Annotated in this window: 20 protein-coding genes, 1 other RNA gene and 1 pseudogene; 12 read left to right on the top strand and 10 right to left on the bottom strand. The window is 64.0% G+C overall.

The genetic code is table 11. From position 1 onward, the window contains the following. Window positions 1-112 precede the first annotated feature (112 nt). Window positions 113-538, top strand: a complete 426-nt coding sequence (locus tag ABE434_RS04290) for a YeeE/YedE family protein (protein ID WP_346477949.1) — start codon at window positions 113-115, stop codon at window positions 536-538. Next, a complete protein-coding gene (locus tag ABE434_RS04285; protein ID WP_346477948.1) occupies window positions 535-972 on the top strand; it encodes a YeeE/YedE family protein in 438 nt (145 codons plus the stop codon). Before ABE434_RS04290 ends, ABE434_RS04285 begins: the two co-directional genes overlap by 4 nt. Here the strand turns inward: ABE434_RS04285 and ABE434_RS04280 are convergent. Then, on the bottom strand, window positions 951-1,691 hold the full coding sequence (locus ABE434_RS04280) for a hypothetical protein (RefSeq protein ID WP_346477947.1): 741 nt from the start codon (window positions 1,689-1,691) through the stop codon (window positions 951-953). The genes ABE434_RS04285 and ABE434_RS04280 overlap by 22 nt on opposite strands. Window positions 1,692-1,858: 167 nt before the next feature. On the opposite strand from ABE434_RS04280, the gene ABE434_RS04275 reads away from it, so the two are divergent. From ABE434_RS04275 to ABE434_RS04265, 3 genes are all read left to right on the top strand, one after another. Beyond that, window positions 1,859-2,212 carry a hypothetical protein gene (locus tag ABE434_RS04275; protein ID WP_121042052.1) on the top strand — a complete coding sequence of 118 codons (354 nt, stop codon included), beginning with the start codon at window positions 1,859-1,861 and terminating at the stop codon, window positions 2,210-2,212. A gap of 106 nt (window positions 2,213-2,318) precedes the next feature. Next, window positions 2,319-2,721, top strand: a transfer-messenger RNA (tmRNA) gene (ssrA, locus tag ABE434_RS04270). A 163-nt stretch (window positions 2,722-2,884) separates the two neighbouring features. Further along, window positions 2,885-4,042 carry an integrase arm-type DNA-binding domain-containing protein gene (locus ABE434_RS04265; RefSeq protein ID WP_346477946.1) on the top strand — a complete coding sequence of 386 codons (1,158 nt, stop codon included), beginning with the start codon at window positions 2,885-2,887 and terminating at the stop codon, window positions 4,040-4,042. Between the two features lie 1,031 nt (window positions 4,043-5,073). Here the strand turns inward: ABE434_RS04265 and ABE434_RS04260 are convergent. Beyond that, on the bottom strand, window positions 5,074-5,379 hold the full coding sequence (locus ABE434_RS04260; RefSeq protein WP_346477945.1) for a hypothetical protein: 306 nt from the start codon (window positions 5,377-5,379) through the stop codon (window positions 5,074-5,076). Window positions 5,380-6,498: 1,119 nt separating this feature from the next. Between ABE434_RS04260 and ABE434_RS04255 the strand changes: the two are divergent. Then, window positions 6,499-7,164 (top strand): annotated as a pseudogene (locus ABE434_RS04255) (SOS response-associated peptidase). Window positions 7,165-7,574: 410 nt separating this feature from the next. On the opposite strand, the gene ABE434_RS04250 reads toward ABE434_RS04255, so the two are convergent. Continuing rightward, window positions 7,575-7,817 (bottom strand): hypothetical protein, encoded by a 243-nt coding sequence (locus ABE434_RS04250; protein ID WP_346477944.1) that lies wholly within the window; start codon window positions 7,815-7,817, stop codon window positions 7,575-7,577. Between the two features lie 269 nt (window positions 7,818-8,086). Between ABE434_RS04250 and ABE434_RS04245 the strand changes: the two genes are divergently transcribed. Continuing rightward, the gene (locus ABE434_RS04245; RefSeq protein ID WP_346477943.1) at window positions 8,087-8,503 is read left to right on the top strand and encodes a hypothetical protein; all 417 of its coding nucleotides are present in this window, start codon (window positions 8,087-8,089) and stop codon (window positions 8,501-8,503) included. Here the strand turns inward: ABE434_RS04245 and ABE434_RS04240 are convergent. Then, window positions 8,473-9,210, bottom strand: coding sequence for a hypothetical protein (locus ABE434_RS04240; RefSeq protein WP_346477942.1), 738 nt, complete (start codon window positions 9,208-9,210; stop codon window positions 8,473-8,475). The two genes, ABE434_RS04245 and ABE434_RS04240, sit on opposite strands and share 31 nt — an antisense overlap. Before the next feature lie 114 nt (window positions 9,211-9,324). Between ABE434_RS04240 and ABE434_RS04235 the strand changes: the two genes are divergently transcribed. After that, on the top strand, window positions 9,325-9,534 hold the full coding sequence (locus ABE434_RS04235) for a hypothetical protein (protein ID WP_346477941.1): 210 nt from the start codon (window positions 9,325-9,327) through the stop codon (window positions 9,532-9,534). Further along, window positions 9,531-9,806, top strand: a complete 276-nt coding sequence (locus ABE434_RS04230) for an AlpA family phage regulatory protein (RefSeq protein WP_346477940.1) — start codon at window positions 9,531-9,533, stop codon at window positions 9,804-9,806. Before ABE434_RS04235 ends, ABE434_RS04230 begins: the two co-directional genes overlap by 4 nt. 129 nt (window positions 9,807-9,935) lie before the next feature. On the opposite strand, the gene ABE434_RS04225 is transcribed toward ABE434_RS04230, so the two are convergent. The 4 genes from ABE434_RS04225 to ABE434_RS04210 form a co-directional block, all read right to left on the bottom strand. Continuing rightward, window positions 9,936-10,778, bottom strand: coding sequence for an alpha/beta hydrolase-fold protein (locus tag ABE434_RS04225; protein ID WP_346477939.1), 843 nt, complete (start codon window positions 10,776-10,778; stop codon window positions 9,936-9,938). 97 nt (window positions 10,779-10,875) lie between these two features. Beyond that, window positions 10,876-11,187, bottom strand: a complete 312-nt coding sequence (locus ABE434_RS04220) for a hypothetical protein (RefSeq protein WP_179459177.1) — start codon at window positions 11,185-11,187, stop codon at window positions 10,876-10,878. Between the two features lie 55 nt (window positions 11,188-11,242). Then, window positions 11,243-11,794, bottom strand: a complete 552-nt coding sequence (locus tag ABE434_RS04215) for a TetR/AcrR family transcriptional regulator (protein ID WP_346477938.1) — start codon at window positions 11,792-11,794, stop codon at window positions 11,243-11,245. 4 nt (window positions 11,795-11,798) lie between these two features. Beyond that, the gene (locus ABE434_RS04210) at window positions 11,799-13,304 is read right to left on the bottom strand and encodes an MFS transporter (protein WP_346477937.1); all 1,506 of its coding nucleotides are present in this window, start codon (window positions 13,302-13,304) and stop codon (window positions 11,799-11,801) included. Between the two features lie 213 nt (window positions 13,305-13,517). On the opposite strand from ABE434_RS04210, the gene ABE434_RS04205 reads away from it, so the two are divergent. Then, window positions 13,518-13,790 carry a hypothetical protein gene (locus tag ABE434_RS04205; protein WP_346477936.1) on the top strand — a complete coding sequence of 91 codons (273 nt, stop codon included), beginning with the start codon at window positions 13,518-13,520 and terminating at the stop codon, window positions 13,788-13,790. Between the two features lie 4 nt (window positions 13,791-13,794). On the opposite strand, the gene ABE434_RS04200 is transcribed toward ABE434_RS04205, so the two are convergent. Continuing rightward, the gene (locus tag ABE434_RS04200; RefSeq protein ID WP_194243709.1) at window positions 13,795-14,130 is read right to left on the bottom strand and encodes a hypothetical protein; all 336 of its coding nucleotides are present in this window, start codon (window positions 14,128-14,130) and stop codon (window positions 13,795-13,797) included. A 127-nt stretch (window positions 14,131-14,257) separates the two neighbouring features. Here ABE434_RS04200 and ABE434_RS04195 point away from each other — a divergent pair, with 127 nt between their 5' ends. Next, window positions 14,258-14,668: a g-type lysozyme inhibitor gene (locus ABE434_RS04195; RefSeq protein WP_346477935.1), complete on the top strand. Its 411-nt coding sequence runs from the start codon at window positions 14,258-14,260 to the stop codon at window positions 14,666-14,668. A 55-nt stretch (window positions 14,669-14,723) separates the two neighbouring features. Further along, the gene (locus ABE434_RS04190; RefSeq protein ID WP_346477934.1) at window positions 14,724-15,392 is read left to right on the top strand and encodes a hypothetical protein; all 669 of its coding nucleotides are present in this window, start codon (window positions 14,724-14,726) and stop codon (window positions 15,390-15,392) included. On the opposite strand, the gene ABE434_RS04185 is transcribed toward ABE434_RS04190, so the two are convergent. Continuing rightward, window positions 15,373-15,942: a GNAT family protein gene (locus ABE434_RS04185; protein WP_346477933.1), complete on the bottom strand. Its 570-nt coding sequence runs from the start codon at window positions 15,940-15,942 to the stop codon at window positions 15,373-15,375. The two genes, ABE434_RS04190 and ABE434_RS04185, sit on opposite strands and share 20 nt — an antisense overlap. Between the last annotated feature and the right edge of the window lie 70 nt (window positions 15,943-16,012).

Genomic DNA, 16,012 nt, shown 5'->3' with positions numbered 1-16,012 from the left:
GAATCACGCATGACTTGCACTTTACCTGAGACAACCCTAATTTAGATTTATCTGAATTACAGGGCGAACCCATGTCGCATCCAGACGTTTCTACCGCTGCCGTTGATCGCCCATGACGCCGGGCTGGGTGACCGCCCTGGCGGGCGGTGTATTGATTGGCCTTGCCGCCACCGCCCTGCTCTGGCTCAACGGCCGCATCGCCGGCATCAGCGGCATCACCGCCGGCGCCTTGTTCCCGAAACGTGGCGAGACGGCGTGGCGCTATGCATTTCTACTGGGGTTGATCGCGGCCGGTGCACTTGCGCTGCACTGGCTGCCCTCCGCCGCGCCCTCACGCACCGGCTTTCCGCCGGTACTGCTGATCGCAGGCGGCCTGCTGGTGGGCTTCGGCACCCGGCTGGGCGGCGGCTGCACCAGCGGCCATGGCGTCTGCGGCCTGGGTCGCCTGTCATTGCGCTCGCTCGTCGCCGTAGGGGTGTTCATGGTCACCGCGATACTGACCACCTTCATCGTGCGCCACGTCGCGGGGATCGCATGAACCGACAGAGTCTGGCCGCGCTCTGTGCGGGCGCCCTGTTCGGTCTCGGCCTGGCAGTATCGGGCATGACCGATCCGCTGCGCATCCTCGGTTTCCTGGATGTCACCGGCGCGTTCGACCCGTCGCTGCTGTTCGTTCTCGGCGGCGCCGTCGCCACCACCGCGCTGCTGTTCCGGTTCGTGCTGCGCGCGCCGCGGCCGCGCCTGGCCGATCACTTCCATCTCAGCAACAGCCAACGGATCGACACCCGCCTGCTCGGCGGCGCAGCGTTGTTTGGCATCGGCTGGGGCTTGGCGGGCTATTGCCCCGGGCCGGCGCTGGTCGGTCTCGGCTATGGGGCCCACGAAGCCCTTTGGTTCGTGCCGGCGATGCTCGTTGGCATGGCAGTGCACCGGGGGTGGGAACGTCAGGCTCAGCGCGCGTCGTCGACCTGATACGGCCGCATCTCCACCGGCGGCGGGTCCACGCCGTGCTTCTGGCGATACAACGCATTGAGATGGAGGTTCAGATGCAGCGCCTCGGCCTCGGCCAGCAGGCGCTGCTCGCCGCTCAGCCGCGCCCCCAGCATCATCTCCCGGTGCAGCGCCGTGGTGAGATCACCACGCATCTCGGCCACGCGGGATATCGCGTAGGCCTCGGGAATCCCTGCCGCATGGGTACCCGCCTTCCAGGACGACAGCAGGCTCAGCGCGAACAGATCGCCTTCCGCGCCGGCGGCCAGCAGACGACTTTCGGCCTTCGGATCCGCGCCCAGCCGCCGCACATTGCGCATCGTTGCCGCCACCGTGTCGCCTGCCCGTGCCGCCTGGTCGAGCTCGGCGTCGGAGGCCTGCTGATAGCGGGTCCATTGCGCGCCATTGGGGAAGCCGTGCTGGTCGAGCCAGCGCCGCTCCTCCGGGTGACCGGTGCTGAAGGGGTCCTGGGCGATATCCAGGCCCTCCCGCGAGCGGGGGAGATCGGGGAAGGGATGGGGCGGCTTGGTCGAGGGGGTCGGCGCCACTTCAACCGAAGGCGTGACCGCGTGTACGGCCGGTTTCGACGCCCGCCCTGCCCCGCCAGGCGCCTGCGCACCCGACGTAGACCGCCAAACGCTGGCCGCTCCGATCGCCGCCACCACCAGCACCGCCACTGCAATCCACACCTGCTTCTTCAACGCCTCGTCCCTGTCAGCAACCACTCTTCCGGGGCCGGATTGTAGTCCGCCCGTGCGCCCGGGTGCCCGCCCCGCCTGACCCGCGGACGCCAGCGGGACAACGATCTTTCCCCGCCAACCCCGCACAACTGTCAGAATCCCCGCATTGATACGGAAAGGATCCGCGCGTGACTCTCGAAACTACCCCGGCACCCGCACTGGCGGCGGACGAACTGACCACCCTGCGCGCCGACGTGGCGGCGCTGGAGTTCATCTTTGACGAACTCGCCCGCGCCATGGACCCGGCCGCGCTGCTCAAGGTGCTGACGTACCTGATCCGCAACGCCAAGCGCGTCGCCTCGGAGACGCAGAGCTACGACAGCCTGGAGCACCGCCGCCTGGTGGCCCAGGTGGAGTCGCTGATGGCCCGGGTCGAACCGCAGGCCAAGAAACAGGCGATGACCGTGCGCAACGAGCACAACCGCCTGAAGAAGGAAAAGGCCCGCCACAAGGCCGACAGCCGCCGCCAGCTGCAGAAGTAAGTACCCGGCGGGCAAGGTGACTGTTCAGCTGGATTGGAGTAGCATCGGACCCGTCAAGTAGACGTCCGGTGCTGTTTCCGGATGAAGTGCGGTTCTTGAAGAAACCGGGGGTGCATTGGTTTCGACGGGGGTTGTGAAGTTACTTGGTGCATGCCGAGGGGGCAGCTTTCCTCGTTAATCCAGCAGCAAACTTTTAGTTGCCAACGACGACAACTACGGTTCGAACGACTTCGCAATCGCTGCCTAAAAACAGCTTTAGCGTTTAGTTCTACAGCCGCCTTAGGCGAACCCCCGAACCTACTTGTGCCCGTGCTCGTAGATGTAGGGTCATTATCACGGAACCGGTTGTGATGGCTGCCTGTCAGTCACGACTTAACTAAAGCAGGCTGGTCCTGGGGTGCGCTTTGCACACCGTGCTGCCACAGGATGAGATCTAACGGTGAGCTAAGCATGTAGTACCGGGGATGGAGTGCCTTCGGACGGCGGTTCAATTCCGCCCACCTCCACCATTAGACGGTCCCACAAGGGCCACAGAAAGCCGGAACCTCCCGTCAAACAAGGGGTTCCGGCTTTTTTGTTGCCCGGGGTTGTCCAGGCTGTTCCGTTGCAGCCTATGAGACGCTGGGAGGTATATCTAGGGGTATCCGCCCTGCTCGAAAACGCGATACCCCCGTGCCTCTGACCGACGCTGCCATTCGTCGCGCCAAGCCTGTCGACAAGCCCCAGAAGCTTGCTGACGGCGGCGGCCTATTCCTCTTCATCCCCATTGCCGGCAACAAGAGCTGGCGCTGGAAGCATCGCGTCATCGGCAAAGAGAAGCTTCTGACCCTCGGCCTGTATCCCAAGGTGAGCCTGGCCAAGGCGCGGGAGGCCCGGGAAGATGCTCACCGCCTGCTGGCCAGCGGCGTAGATTCCAGCGAGCAGCGCAAGGCCGCAGCTGCCACGAAGGCCGCCGACCTCGTCGAGAGCTTCGAGGTCATCGCACGCGAGTGGCTGGCCGGTCGGCCATGGGTGCCCGGCTACCAGAAGAAGGTCGCCGCCTGGTTCGAGAAAGACGTTTTCCCCTTCCTGGGCTCACGGCGCGCCGCAGATCTCAAGGCATCGGACTTCCTGCATGTCGCCCGCCGGATGGAGGCCCGCGAAGCCTTTGAGTCGGCCCACCGGCTCATGCAGAACTGCGGCCAAGTGATGCCTTATGCCGTGGCCACCGACCGAGCAGCGCGCAACCCGGTAGCCGATCTGCGCGTTGCGCTGATCCCGCCGCCGGAGAAGAACCACGCTGAGGTTGCGGACCCGGTGCAGCTCGGCGGCCTGCTGCGCGCCCTTCACGCCTACCACGGCACACCCGTTGTCCAAGCCGCGCTGAAGCTGGCGCCGATGCTGTTCGTTCGTCCAGGCGAGCTGCTGCAGGCGGAGTGGGCAGAGGTGGATCTGGATGCAGCCCTCTGGAGCATCCCTGCTGCGCGCATGAAGATTCGGCAGGCCCACATCGTGCCGCTGGCACGACAGGCAGTCGAAGTTCTCAAGGAGCTGCAACCTGTGACCTGCCACGGCCAGTACGTGTTCGCAGGCGGGCGTAGCGAAAAGCGACCTATTATGTCAGAGGTGGCCGTGCTAGCGGCCCTGCGTGTGATGGGGTTCGATAAGGACACCGTCACCGGCCACGGCTTCCGCGCCACCGCGCGCACCCTGCTGGATGAGGTGCTGGGCTTCCGCCCGGACATCATCGAGCACCAGCTGGCGCAAGGATCCCAACGGCCGGGCCTACAACCGCACCACTCACTTGGTGGAGCGCACCCGGATGATGCAGGAATGGGCCGACTACCTTGATCAACTCCGGCACGCAAACTGTCGCGGCGACGGGATCACACCTAAACTTATCGCGAAAATTGAGCGAGCCTACGATGAAACTTGACTACGACGCCGTTGAGCTACCGCCATTAAAGGACGCGGAACCAGAAACTTGGCAGCTTGCCTGGCGACTTAAGGCCCAGCGTACTCCGGCATGGAAGATCAGGCGGGAGATGCCTATGCCGCGCCACTTTTACAAATTTATGAATTTCGCGGGCTCCGGAGACTGCGTTCGCAACCTGCGATGCATAGCTGTTGACTCAAACTTTTGGCTGAGCTCTCCCGAAAATTTCAACGACCCATTTGACTTTCAGTGCAGAATTGAGCTGTCGAGCGACAGAGTAGAGCTTAGAAGGCACGTGGAACGCTTGGCAAGAGGATTGCGAAAAACGCATGGATTGACTGCCGCTGAAGCAAAGCGGACGGTCTCCAACGTGATGCAAAATTCCCACGCGCTCGTGAGCAACCAGTCCGTTCTGCAGCGGGACAGAGTTAACCATGGCGCCACTTGCTTAACTCCAGATCCGAGGAACCTACTAATGTGGGCTCATTACGCTTCGTCTCACCGCGGCATCTGTCTGCAGTTCCGTACCGACGCAGATCCCGGCATCTTTGCATCTGCTGTCGAGGTTGAGTACCGCGATGAATATCCCATTGTTCGCTGGCCAAGCTCAGACAAGAAGGCTGCCGTGGCTTACATGCTGCGCAAGGGAACCCAGTGGGCCTACGAAAAAGAGCGTCGCATAGTGATGCTCGGTTTACGGTCTCGCACTCTTTCGTTTGTCCCTCGAGCCCTTAGAGGGATAATTCTAGGCTGTAAATTTCCAGCGACACATCGCGCCAGTCTCCATTCATTACTTGACGAAAGGAGTGCTCGAGGTCACCCCCCTGTGAGCATTTACCAAGCGGAAATGCACCCGTCGAGGTTCGAGCTGACGTATCGCAAGGAGCGCCTATAACGCTCGACACGTCGTCGCAATCGAAAGTAGGGGTCCCACGGCTGCGATTAATCAGCGCATGAGGAACGGTTTCCCAGTGCGCAGCTGCTTGATCCGCTGATCGACCTCTGCGCGGAGCCGCACTTGGTGGCGTTCGGCCCACAGCTCTGCGCCCTTCTTGCCCTGCTCATAGCTACTGCAGTCGCGGTGCGACCGGAGGGTCCAGTCGTCGCGCTGATTGTTCAGGCTGACCCACCAAGTTCCGTCATTTATGCGCCGGTGCAAGCGCAGCACCTCGGTGCTGTCCAGCAGCAGGGAGTTGGGCTGGTCAAAGGTTGCGGTGCCGACGGAGTGCCAGCGGAAATCGGGCGGGAGCATGGCGCGAAATCCTACGGGTCCAGCCCTCAAATTCTGCGACGGTGGCTTGCGAATGATCGCCGAGCTGATCTACCAATGGCCAGGAAGGACCAGTCACCGACCTGCCCTTTGCAGCTCTACTCGGGTGCATCTGAAGCCATCAGAGGGGCCGCGCTTCAACTGTTCAGGTCACCCTTGGCGCGACCTTTTCCTCTCCATCGGCTAGGCCTGGAAGCGTTAGCGACTGAGTGACAGTCGCTGACCGGAGGCGCTCGCAACGCCGACCCACAGATCACGTGCCCGGGGCCGGAAAGACGCAAAAACATCGCCCGACGAATCCGTGAGCACGATGCTAGACCCTTCGAAATCCCACCTCGAGACCTTCCATAGCTCAGGGCACCCAGTCGAAGTGACCGCCCAGTACCCATCGAAGTACGGACTGGCCTTCAGTTCCACCGTGCAAAGGAATTCGCCGTTGCTGGCGGTGACTTTATAGGTGCCGTCCACCTGTTCAGGTGTAGGTCGCGAAGAATGTCGCTTTGACGACGTAGAGCGATCACCGTCAAGATCATCATTGTCGTGTCCCGCGCCGATGTGGGAGTCATTTCGCTTGTTGGGCGACATACTGGCTTCGTTGCTCTTCTCCCATGCCCGCATCTCCGGCGAGCTTGCGTCGTCAAACAAATTGCTCGTGGCAGTCGAGCTTGACGAGTCACTCTGCGTGCTCTGGGTCAGGGAGCCGGTATTGTCTTGGGCCAGCGCTGTGAAGCTGAGCGGAAGCGCTGTGGCTAGCAATAGTGTTTTGATCATGCCGGCAGTCCCCAAGCAGTGTTGTTATGGGAGGGAGGATCTACATCGCAGCCGCACCACGAGGGCCAGTGAATGTCGGGAGCGAAAGCATTCCGCGGAATCTTACGGGTCAGGCTCTCAAATCCTGCGACGGTGACCAAAGCTTGGTCCGCCTCGCGGATCCGCAGGAAATCAGGCCGAATGTGGTGACGCCCTGCCCTGCGGATCCGCGCCGCGTCCAGCTGGAGTCCACCCTGTGGGTGGTGTCTCACCCGTTGATGGCCGAAGGATCGCTCTGGGCTGGTGAAGGCCACGCCAAGTAACACGCGGCCGGCTGGCGTAGGTGACGCTATGTGCGGCCGCTTCGTCCAGACCCCGATCCGAGATGCCGCCAGCCTGGGCTTTCCCCAGCTGGTGGGCGACCTGCTGTCCATGCCGGCCAGCTACAACCTTGCGCCGACGCAGCGCGCCTCGGTGGTGCTTGATCGCGGCGATGGCCTGCAGGTGCAGCGGCTGGCCTGGAGCCTACTGCCCTTCTGGGCCAAGGCCAAGGGTCTGCAGGGCTCGACTATCAACACGCGCATCGAGACGGTGGTCACCAAGCCGGCATTCCGCAGCGCGTTCAATGCGCGCCGCTGCCTAATTCCGATGGCGGGCTACTACGAGTGGTCCGTGAACCCAAACGACAACGGTTAGGACCCGTGGTTCGTTCAGGCAGCGACGCCGCTCTGGGCGGCCGCCCTTTGGGAGGACGCAAGCAAGCTGCTCGGCCCCGACAACTTGGGCACCTTCACCGTGATCACGGGCGACAGCAGCGGCGTGTCCGCTGATATTCACGACCGCATGTCGGTATGGCTGGCGCCCGGCCAGGCCGAAGAGTGGATGAAGGCGGACGGCGACGGCGCCATGGCGATGCTGCTTGCCAGCGAGCCGCCGGCGATGGAGTCCTACCGTGTCAGCCGCGCGGTCAACACGCCACGTAGCAATAGTCCCGAGCTTCTTACTGAGGTCAGTTAATTCCTGTATGTACCGGTGTATCCGAATACGCGAGCCAGCAATACATGAGCCCAGAAGAGCTCCATTATTTGTACATGGACTGCATCAAAACAATGCCCGAGTTTGCGTATTCAAAGGCATACATTCCACTGACTCGAGAACAAGTTGCTTGGCAGGCTCGCGCGCTTGCTTTGATTGAGCTGCAGGGGAGCGTCCTGGAAGCCGCATCATTCAAAAGTGCTATGGGTCGAAGTGCCCACCCTAACGCTCGCCACGAGGCTGGCCTAGAGTTCTATCAACTTTTGACTACTGCGGCCATTCGGCAAGAGCTCAAGATGGCGCCAGGAGCACGCGGAGCTTTTATTCCCCTCGGAAGCCCGCTCGATGCCCTACGTGCAATCCGCTCAATCGTGTCAGGCGCTACAAGGGACCTATTCATTGTTGATCCATACGCCGACGACGCAATCGTTCACAACTTCCTCGGCAATGCCGCCGCAGGAATCACTATACGGATTCTGAGGGATGGGAGGTTTCGCGACTGTGGCAATAGGCTCAGCGTTGCCACTGATGCGTGGCGTCGCCAGTACGATGACGCTCGGCCGATCCAGGTAAAGACAGCCCCGGAGAAAAGTCTGCATGATCGGTTTATAGCTCAAGACGGTGCGAACGTTCACTTGATCTCTCAGTCCCTGAAGGATCTCGGAGCGCGCTCCCCCGCGACGATACAACGGGCGGACTCAGACATCGCTTCGGAAAAGCTCTTGGCCTACGAGGATCTCTGGGAGCGCTCGCAAGCAATGAGCTGAAGCGCTGGCGGTGTTCTCGACTCAGCCATTCGCCAGCACGAAATGCGAATGCTTCTCCAACAGGCGGTGCCCATTTTCCGACGGTAGTCTGGTGTTGTTCGCAACAGGACACATGGAGAGCCGCCTACCGCGAGGGCTTGGAAGAAGGCACGAAGATCGCCGCCCGCCAGTCGGAAGCGCATCTGCCGGTGTGCAGCGGCGGATTCGTGATGGGCAACGGCAGCGGCGACAAGTACATGGCGTGGGGTCAGGTAGGACCCGAGTGGGTTGCAGACCGATCGGCCGCTCTATGGCTGGTCCGTCGCGCCGATGCAGAAGCGCTGGCGGTCAAGAACGAGGACGCCTGGCTCATCCTGCCGGTGGAGCGTTGCGCGCTCCCGCCAAACGGCTGGGCCTGCACGCTGGCCTCAGGTCACGAGGGGCCGTGCCCGACCATCGCCGCCCCGCCCGCGCAGGGCATCGACCTGACCGACAGCCAGGCAGTGGGCAATGGGCAATGGTCACTAAGGCTATGGCTCAGACGTCAGGAAGCGAGTCCCTCCCTCAGTTCCTGAAGGCGCGCTGCGGTCCGCGAAGGCAGCGCCTCAGACACGACGCCGGTGATGGACTTGTGGGCCTCGTAGTAACGCGCCAATTTATTGATGGTGCTATCGATGAGATCCAACAGCTCCAAGCCAAACTTCACTCGCATGGTGACTGCCCTGGTGCAATCAGCGGCGGGCATACCCTTTATATCGTCAATCGACAGTCCGGGATTTTGATTGTAGAACTGCCATGCAGTCAGGACCGACAGCAGTGCGATGACATCTTCATCCTCAAACCCCTGCAGCTGATCCGCGCAACTCCGCAGAAAGACCAGATCTGGAAATGGCTGACTGGCGACAAACGATTCAAGGATGACGGCGGAGGTACCCGGGTTAAAAGTTGCCGGATCCCAATCGATCAGGGATGGCACAAGCTTTCTGCGTGCGAAAACCAGTTCCTTCGCAAACGCATGTGCTAATTGCACAGCTCTGCGCTTGTTTTCATCTTCAATTCGCTTCCATTCCCGCCTCTGCAGCTCCTCAGATTTCTCGCGCTCTGCACGTACAGCTCGCTCGGCAGCCTGCTTCTGGTCGTTTGCGCTACGCAACGCAACCAACACAGCGATCAGCGTAACGATGGCCGCAGCCCAGCCGCCCAATGCGGAGAGAGCGGCCCAGTCGAGATTGCATGTCGCGCTCCGTTCAATGCACGGAGTCAAGTAGTGAAATTTGGCCAACTGCAGTTCCCCCTGTGGACTTGGCGGCATTCTGCCACGGGCGTGATCCCGGAGGCTTTCCCCCATGGCTGAGCTGCTGCACACCGACTCGCCCGAATTCCGGGAGGTGGCCACGTGCTCGCCAGCCTGTCGGGGATAAACCTGAGCAAGGCCAGCAAGGCCGCCGTTCGTGCTTGGGAAGCTAGATGCCTAGCCCTGCACCACCTGGCCGCCGGCAACATGGCCGAGGCGCTGAAGATCATGGAGGCCGCCCGACCTGCCGGCCGCCGCTCCCCTACCCCTGCAACAAATCAGCCGCGCACCGCGACGAAGGAGACAAGATGACCAGCAACGTGCAACCACTCACCCCGCGCCGCCTGCTCCGCAGGAGCGAGGTGCGGGACCGGGTCCGGCTCTCGAAATCGATCCTCTATTCGCGCATTTCGGTCGGATCCTTCCCGAAACCGGTCACCTTGGGGAGCTCGGTTCGGGGGGTGGAATCCGAGGTTGAGGCGTGGATTTCGGAGCGTGTTTCGGAGCGGGATCATGGCAACGAAACTGGGGGTACGGCTGGGGGTACAGGCCCAACTTCCGGCGCGCCGCCCCTTGCGGCGTAAGGCTCGGTCGGACGAGTAAGGTAGAGCCCACCTCCACCATTAGACGGTCCCACAAGGACCACAGAAAGCCGGAACCTCCCGTCAAACAAGGGGTTCCGGCTTTTTTGTTGTCCAGCGCCAGGCCACCGCTCAGGGCGAGACAGGCGCTGGCGCCGGAAACATCGTACGCAATGCCTGCAGGGCCGCCGGATGATAGATCGTGGTATGTGTCTCGTCCGGCATCGGCTGGTACTTCACCAGCAGCGAGGGGGAAGCCTGCTGCAACAGTGCCGAGAACTTCAGCGTGCTTGCCGCCAGTTGCGGTTGACCGCTGCTGGCCAGGAACACCCGCGGCTGCGCTTGGCGGGCGGCCGCCAGTTGCTTCGGTGCATCAGCCAGCAACTGCCCCCGGTTCCACCACAGGCTGGGGTCGAGCGCGATGTAGCTGCTGAACAGCGTGGGTTCCTGCAGCAGCGTCTCGACCACGAACAGGCCCGCCAGCGATTCTCCGATCAGTGCCCGCTCGTCGGTGGTCGCATAAAGATGGCGCACTTCCGGCATCAGCTCATCGCGCAGGAACGCCCGGTACGCAGCCGACCCACCGATGCGCGGGGCGATTTTCCTGTCTTCGGGATCGCTACTGGGGGCGGTCATGTCACGGCGACGCTCGGTGTTCTCGATGCCGACCAGCAGGAAGGGACGGATGCTGCCATTGCCGGACAACACCTGCACCAGACCCGCCACGTGCAGGAAATCCTCGTCGATACCGCCGTCGGGCATGTAGATCACCGGCAGTGGCGCCTTCGGATCCAGTCCCCATGGGCGTGGACGGTATACGTTGATGCGCCGCGTCTCACCCAGCACCTTCGACTGCACCGTGAACGTTTCACCGATCGCCAGCGGCGCGCTGGGCGCGGACGGTGTCGGCGCGGCGGCCAGCGATGGCGCCGCGGAGACGGCAAGCAGCAACAGGGGCAGCACGAACAGGCGCATGGAGCGATCCAGTGATGGAAACCAGCGAGCATGATCGCCAGAGAACCGGAATCGAATCAACCGGATTGACGCGAATGCCAAGAGCGACAGAAGCCCCTCACGGCAACGTAAACTTCCGCGCCATCCGAAGCGGCCACACCGAGGTGAACTGCGCGCCGCCCACCAGCCGGTACGCCGCAGACACACTGTGCAGCACCCCCATCCTCTCCAGCACATCCTTGGTCTTCCGGAACGTCGGGCGCGGATCCGCAGTGAACATGAAAAGGTTGATCTCTTTCGCGCTGACGTCATAGCCATCCAGCGTCGCGGTCTTGCCGAGCGCGGTGGTCAGCTCGGCCTCCAGCGTCGCCAGGAACGCCTCATCGTCCAGCGACTTGCGCCAGAACTTGATCACAAGTTGGTAATCCATCAGGCGGCCTCGTCATTCAAGAAGTGAACCGCCAAGGTTACCCGCATGGCGGGCATCACGCTGTCGTCGAGGCCGCCGCGATCGTCTGCGCCAGCCGGTCGGCGATGGCCTGCCGCACCTCCGGCGCCAGCCGCGAGCGCGACAGCGCTTCGAACACCCACATGCCGTCGGCGGCGAGCTTGGCGATGAACAGGTCCAGCGCGGCCGGGTCGCTCAGGTCCTGCGGCGTCGGCGGCGACCAGCGCTCCACCACCGTGGTCCAGGGCTGCATGTTCTCGTCGGTGGCGGCCGCATCGAACATCAGCTGCAGCTCGGCCCGGCTGGCAGTCTGCGCACAGGTGAGTGCGTACGCCTGGTAGCGTTCGGTCCTCCCCGCGGCCTCGGCCGGCTTGCCGGCCGCATCGATCATGCTTGCCTCCCACACGCTGGCCAGGTGCTGGTGGATGCCCTGCAGCAGCGCATCACGCGAGGGAAAGTGGTACAGCAACCCGCCCCGGGCGATGCCGGATTCGGTGGCGACCGCTTCAAAGGTGAGCGCGGTGATGCCGTCGCGTTCGATCACGCGAACGGCGGCATCAAGGATGTTGGTTCGGTTGCTCGGGCGCATGGGCTTAGTGGGCGTGGGAGACGGTGGTGGCCGTGCCGGGGCCATGGCGGCGCAGCAGCACGCCGGTGATGACCGTGCCGACCAGCAGCACGGCGGCAATCACATACAGTACCCAAACATAGCTGGCGTCGTAGGCGCTGGCGGCGGCAGCAAGCCACCCCGCGTCAGCGCCCGGCCGGGCCGCCAGCGCGAACGCCTGCTGGATGCTCTCACCGGCACCGGCATCCACGCCGTCCGGCAGCGACACGGTGGCCGAGTACAGCGCGGCGATCAGGCTGCCCAGCAGCGAAACCGCGAACAGGCTGCCGAACTCATAGGAGACCTCCTCCACCGACGACGCCATGCCGGCGCGGTGCGGCGGGACGTTGCCGATGATCGCGGTGGAGGCGACGGAAATGGTCGCGCCCATGCCCAACCCGGTCAGCAGCAGCCCGGCAACGGTCCAGCCCACGTCGCTGCCGAAGGTCGTCGCCACCAGCAGCACGCCTGCCGTGCCTACGCCGAGGCCGCCGGTGATCAAGGGCAGCAGCCCGACGCGGTGCAGGAACGCACCGCCGAACATCGCGCTGGGCAGGCAGCCGAGCGCGATCACCGACACCAGCAAACCGGCCTGCAGCGGCGTGTAATCGGCCACCAGCTGGAAACGCTGGGTGGTCAGCAGCTGCAGGCCCGCGATGGCGAACATCGCGAACGCGGCCGAGAGCACGCCGGCCAGGAACGGCGCGTTGCGGAAGATGGCCACGTCGAGCATCGGGTACGGCAGGCGACGCTGGCGACGCAGGAACAGCCCCAGGCCGACGACGAAGATCAGCGCAGCCCCACCGGCCAGCGGCCAGTTCGGCGGTGCATGCGCGATTTCCTTGATCGCCACCACCAGGCCGGACAAGGCCACCAGGCTGAGCAGCGAAGAGAACATATCCCACGGCCTGCTCGCATCGGGCGTGCCGTGCGGCGCGAACAGCACCGCACCGACCAGGGCCAGCAGCACGATCGGCACGTTGATCAGGAACACCGCGCCCCACCAGAAGTGCGCCAGCAGCACGCCGCCGACGATCGGGCCGAGTGCCGCGCCGATGATGGAGATGCAGCCCCAGACCGCGATCGCCAGGTTGCGCTCGCGCTCGTCTTCAAAGGTCAGGCTGATCAGCGCCAGGGTGGCCGGCATCATCGCCGCGGCGCCCACCGCGAGGAGCGCGCGGGCCCCGATCAGCAGGTTGGCATCCGGGGCGAACGCGGCCAGCAGCGAGGCGATGCCGAAGATCACCAGGCCGATCAGGAACATCCGGCGATGACCCAGGCGGTCCCCCAGGGTGCCCGCTCCCAGCAGCAGGCCCGCCATCACCAGCGGGTAGGCGTTGATGATCCACAGGCCCTGCAGCGGCGTGGCGCCGAGCTCGGCGGTCAGGGTCGGCAAGGCGGTGTACAGCACCGAATTGTCGAGCGTGATCAGCAGCAGGCCGGCGGCGACGGTGAGGAGCAGGCTCCAGCGCTGGGTCTTGGTCGGGGTCATGGGGGAGGCAAACGGATCGGGCGGGGTCGTAACTATACAGGACGTCCTGTTATGTTAAGAACCCTCTGCAGCTCGGGTGTTCAGGCTGCGGAGGGCGCGTTGGTGCGCCGCCCGGACGTGGCCGCCCGGCCCGTCCATTCGCGTTTGTTGGATGGCAGGGGGGCTAACCCGGGCAGGCACGCCTGTCCGGTCCGCACGGTGTCGGGGATGGCTATGGACGGACAGAAAGAAGCGTTTCGGCAGGCACACGCCGAGCTGGAACAGTGCTGGACAGGCGGCCGGTCGGCCGCCCAGCGTTGGGCGGTATACGACCAGATCCACGATCGGCTGGTCACGCAGTGGCCGGCCGATGCCAACCGTATCGTCGGGATGATGGTGATGTGGGTGACCGAAATCCGCGGGAGCTGCCCGTCCCCCTACCAGGCCACCGGGTCAGCTGGGAGGAGCACTACGCTGCGGCTGCGCCCCTGCCGCATCGATTCCTGACCGCCTACGGCGCGGGCGGCTGGAAGGGCTCGTTGTGCCCGGCCACTTCCATGTTGATGGCATTGATCAGTGCCGATACGGCGGACGCCAGGCGGCGGCTGTCGGCGATGGAGCCGAAGAACAGGATCGAGGTGCCGTCCAGTTCGACGCCGGCCAGGCCGAGCTCGCCCTTGAGCGCGGCGACGCGCTCGTCGAACAGTTTCAACCAGTGCGCATCGGGAATGACATCGAGCATCGCCACGATGGCTTCGTCCGCACCATGATCGACACGGGTCTGCAGTGTCGGGACGTCGAAACCCAGCAGCCTTGGCACGCTGCTGTCCGGTACGGGGATGCTCATGCGCGCATGGTAGCCGGTAACCCTGGGCGGTGCTGGGGAATCCAGCCACGAAGCATCCACAGTCCCTTGATCGGCGCGCGATCATGCTCGGCACGACACGCCCCTGCCGGGCCACCGAGGACCTGCCATGACACCGCTCCGTTCACTGCTGTTGACCACCCTGCTCGCCGTGACACCGATGCTGGCCACCGCGGCGGACAAGGTCACCACCACGCCCGTGCACTTCACTAAAGGTGCCAGCAGCGCCACCCTGCGCGGCACGCTGTCCGGCTATGAGACCGTCCGTTACACGATCGCGGCGCGCGCCGGCCAGACCATGGCGGTGACGATCGACGGAAGTCCGAATGCCAGCTTCAACGTGTTCGCCCCCGGCGTGGTGCCCGGCCAGGGTGAGGCGCTGGGCAGCAACGATGAGAAGCGGCGCTGGAGCGGCACCTTGCCGACCACCGGCACCTATGTCGTGCAGGTCTACCAGATGCGCGCGCAGGCGCGCCGTGGCGAAAAAGCGCCCCACAGCCTGACGGTCGCCATCCGCTGAGCCCTTCCCCGGGTATCCTCGGCGTTGTCGGCTGCCTCCTCGCAAGGACCCCGGGATGGACTTCCTCAAACTGCTGCGGTCGCTGGAAGAGTTTCTCTACGAGCTGTGTACCTGGTTCCTGTTCTTCCCGCGCACGCTGTATCGGGTGATCGTGCATCCGCGGCGGATGGCGCAGTACGTGGATACCGAGCTGAAGGAAAAACTGGAGCATCAGTTCGACGATGCGATCAGTCCGCCGATGTTCCTGATGCTGGCGGTGCTGGTCGCACACGGCGTCGAGCTGATGCTGCACCAGCAGATCGTCGGCACCGGGGCGCTGTCGCGCTCGATCTTCGGCAATGAGGAAAGCCTGCTGCTGTACCGCTCGATCACGTTCGCGATCTGGCCCCTGGTGACCACCACGCACCTGCTGCGGCGCAAACACGTAGCGCTGACCCGCGAGTCGCTGCGCCGGCCGTTTTTCATGCAGTGCTACCTGACCGCGCCCTTCGCGGTGACACTGTCCACCAGCATGGTGTTCGTGCGGCTGCCAGGCGAGCTGTCGACCGTGCTCGGCATCATCGTCGGCGTGATCGCCGCGCTCTGGTACGCCGCGGTGCAGGCCCGCTGGTTGAAGGTCGCACTGCAGCGTTCCTGGCTCAATACGATCCTCTCCACGGCGTGGGTGCTGCTGCTGGGCGCGCTGATCAACCTCACGCTCGGGATCATCCTGCTGTCGAACTGAGCACCTCGCCGGAGGGCTCCGCGAGGCGGGAGTAGACGTCGAAATCACGCGACACGCCGGCCACCCGGCGATAACGACGCAGGCGGCCTTCCAGGTTGAAGCCACACCGGCGCAGCACGCCTGCCGAGGCGGCATTGGTATCCAGCACCGACGCCTGGATCCGCTGCCAGCCGAAGCGCTGCCAGGCCCACGCGACCACTTCGTCGCACACGGCACTGGCGATGCCCCGTCGCCAGTAGTGCGGTGCAAGTTCGTAGGCGATCTCGGCCGTGCCATGCTGACAGTTGATGCTGTGGAAACCGATGCTGCCCGCCAACGCACCCTCGGTGTCGACGATGGCCAGCCGCACCTGGGAGGCTGACGCATCCTGGCCGCAGGCAGCGAGGATGGGCTTCAGATCCTCGGCGGAGGCCAGCGACCAGCTGGTCTGGGCGGTCACCTCCGGCAGCCGCAGCACCGCGTACCACGCGTGCGCGTCTTTGGGCTGCAACCAGCGCAGCGACACATCAGGGTGGCCGGCGGGCGGCACGGCAACAGGCGAACGGGTCACATCGATCTCCAGCAAGGCGTAGCGCCATTCAAGCGGAGTGCCGCAACGTGTACAAGCCTGGTGCCCCGTG

The organism is Stenotrophomonas sp. TWI1183, from assembly GCF_039673115.1.
Lineage (GTDB): Bacteria > Pseudomonadota > Gammaproteobacteria > Xanthomonadales > Xanthomonadaceae > Stenotrophomonas > Stenotrophomonas maltophilia_AA.
Note: the sequence above shows the minus strand (reverse complement) of the source record. Positions and strands in the feature narration are given on the sequence as shown.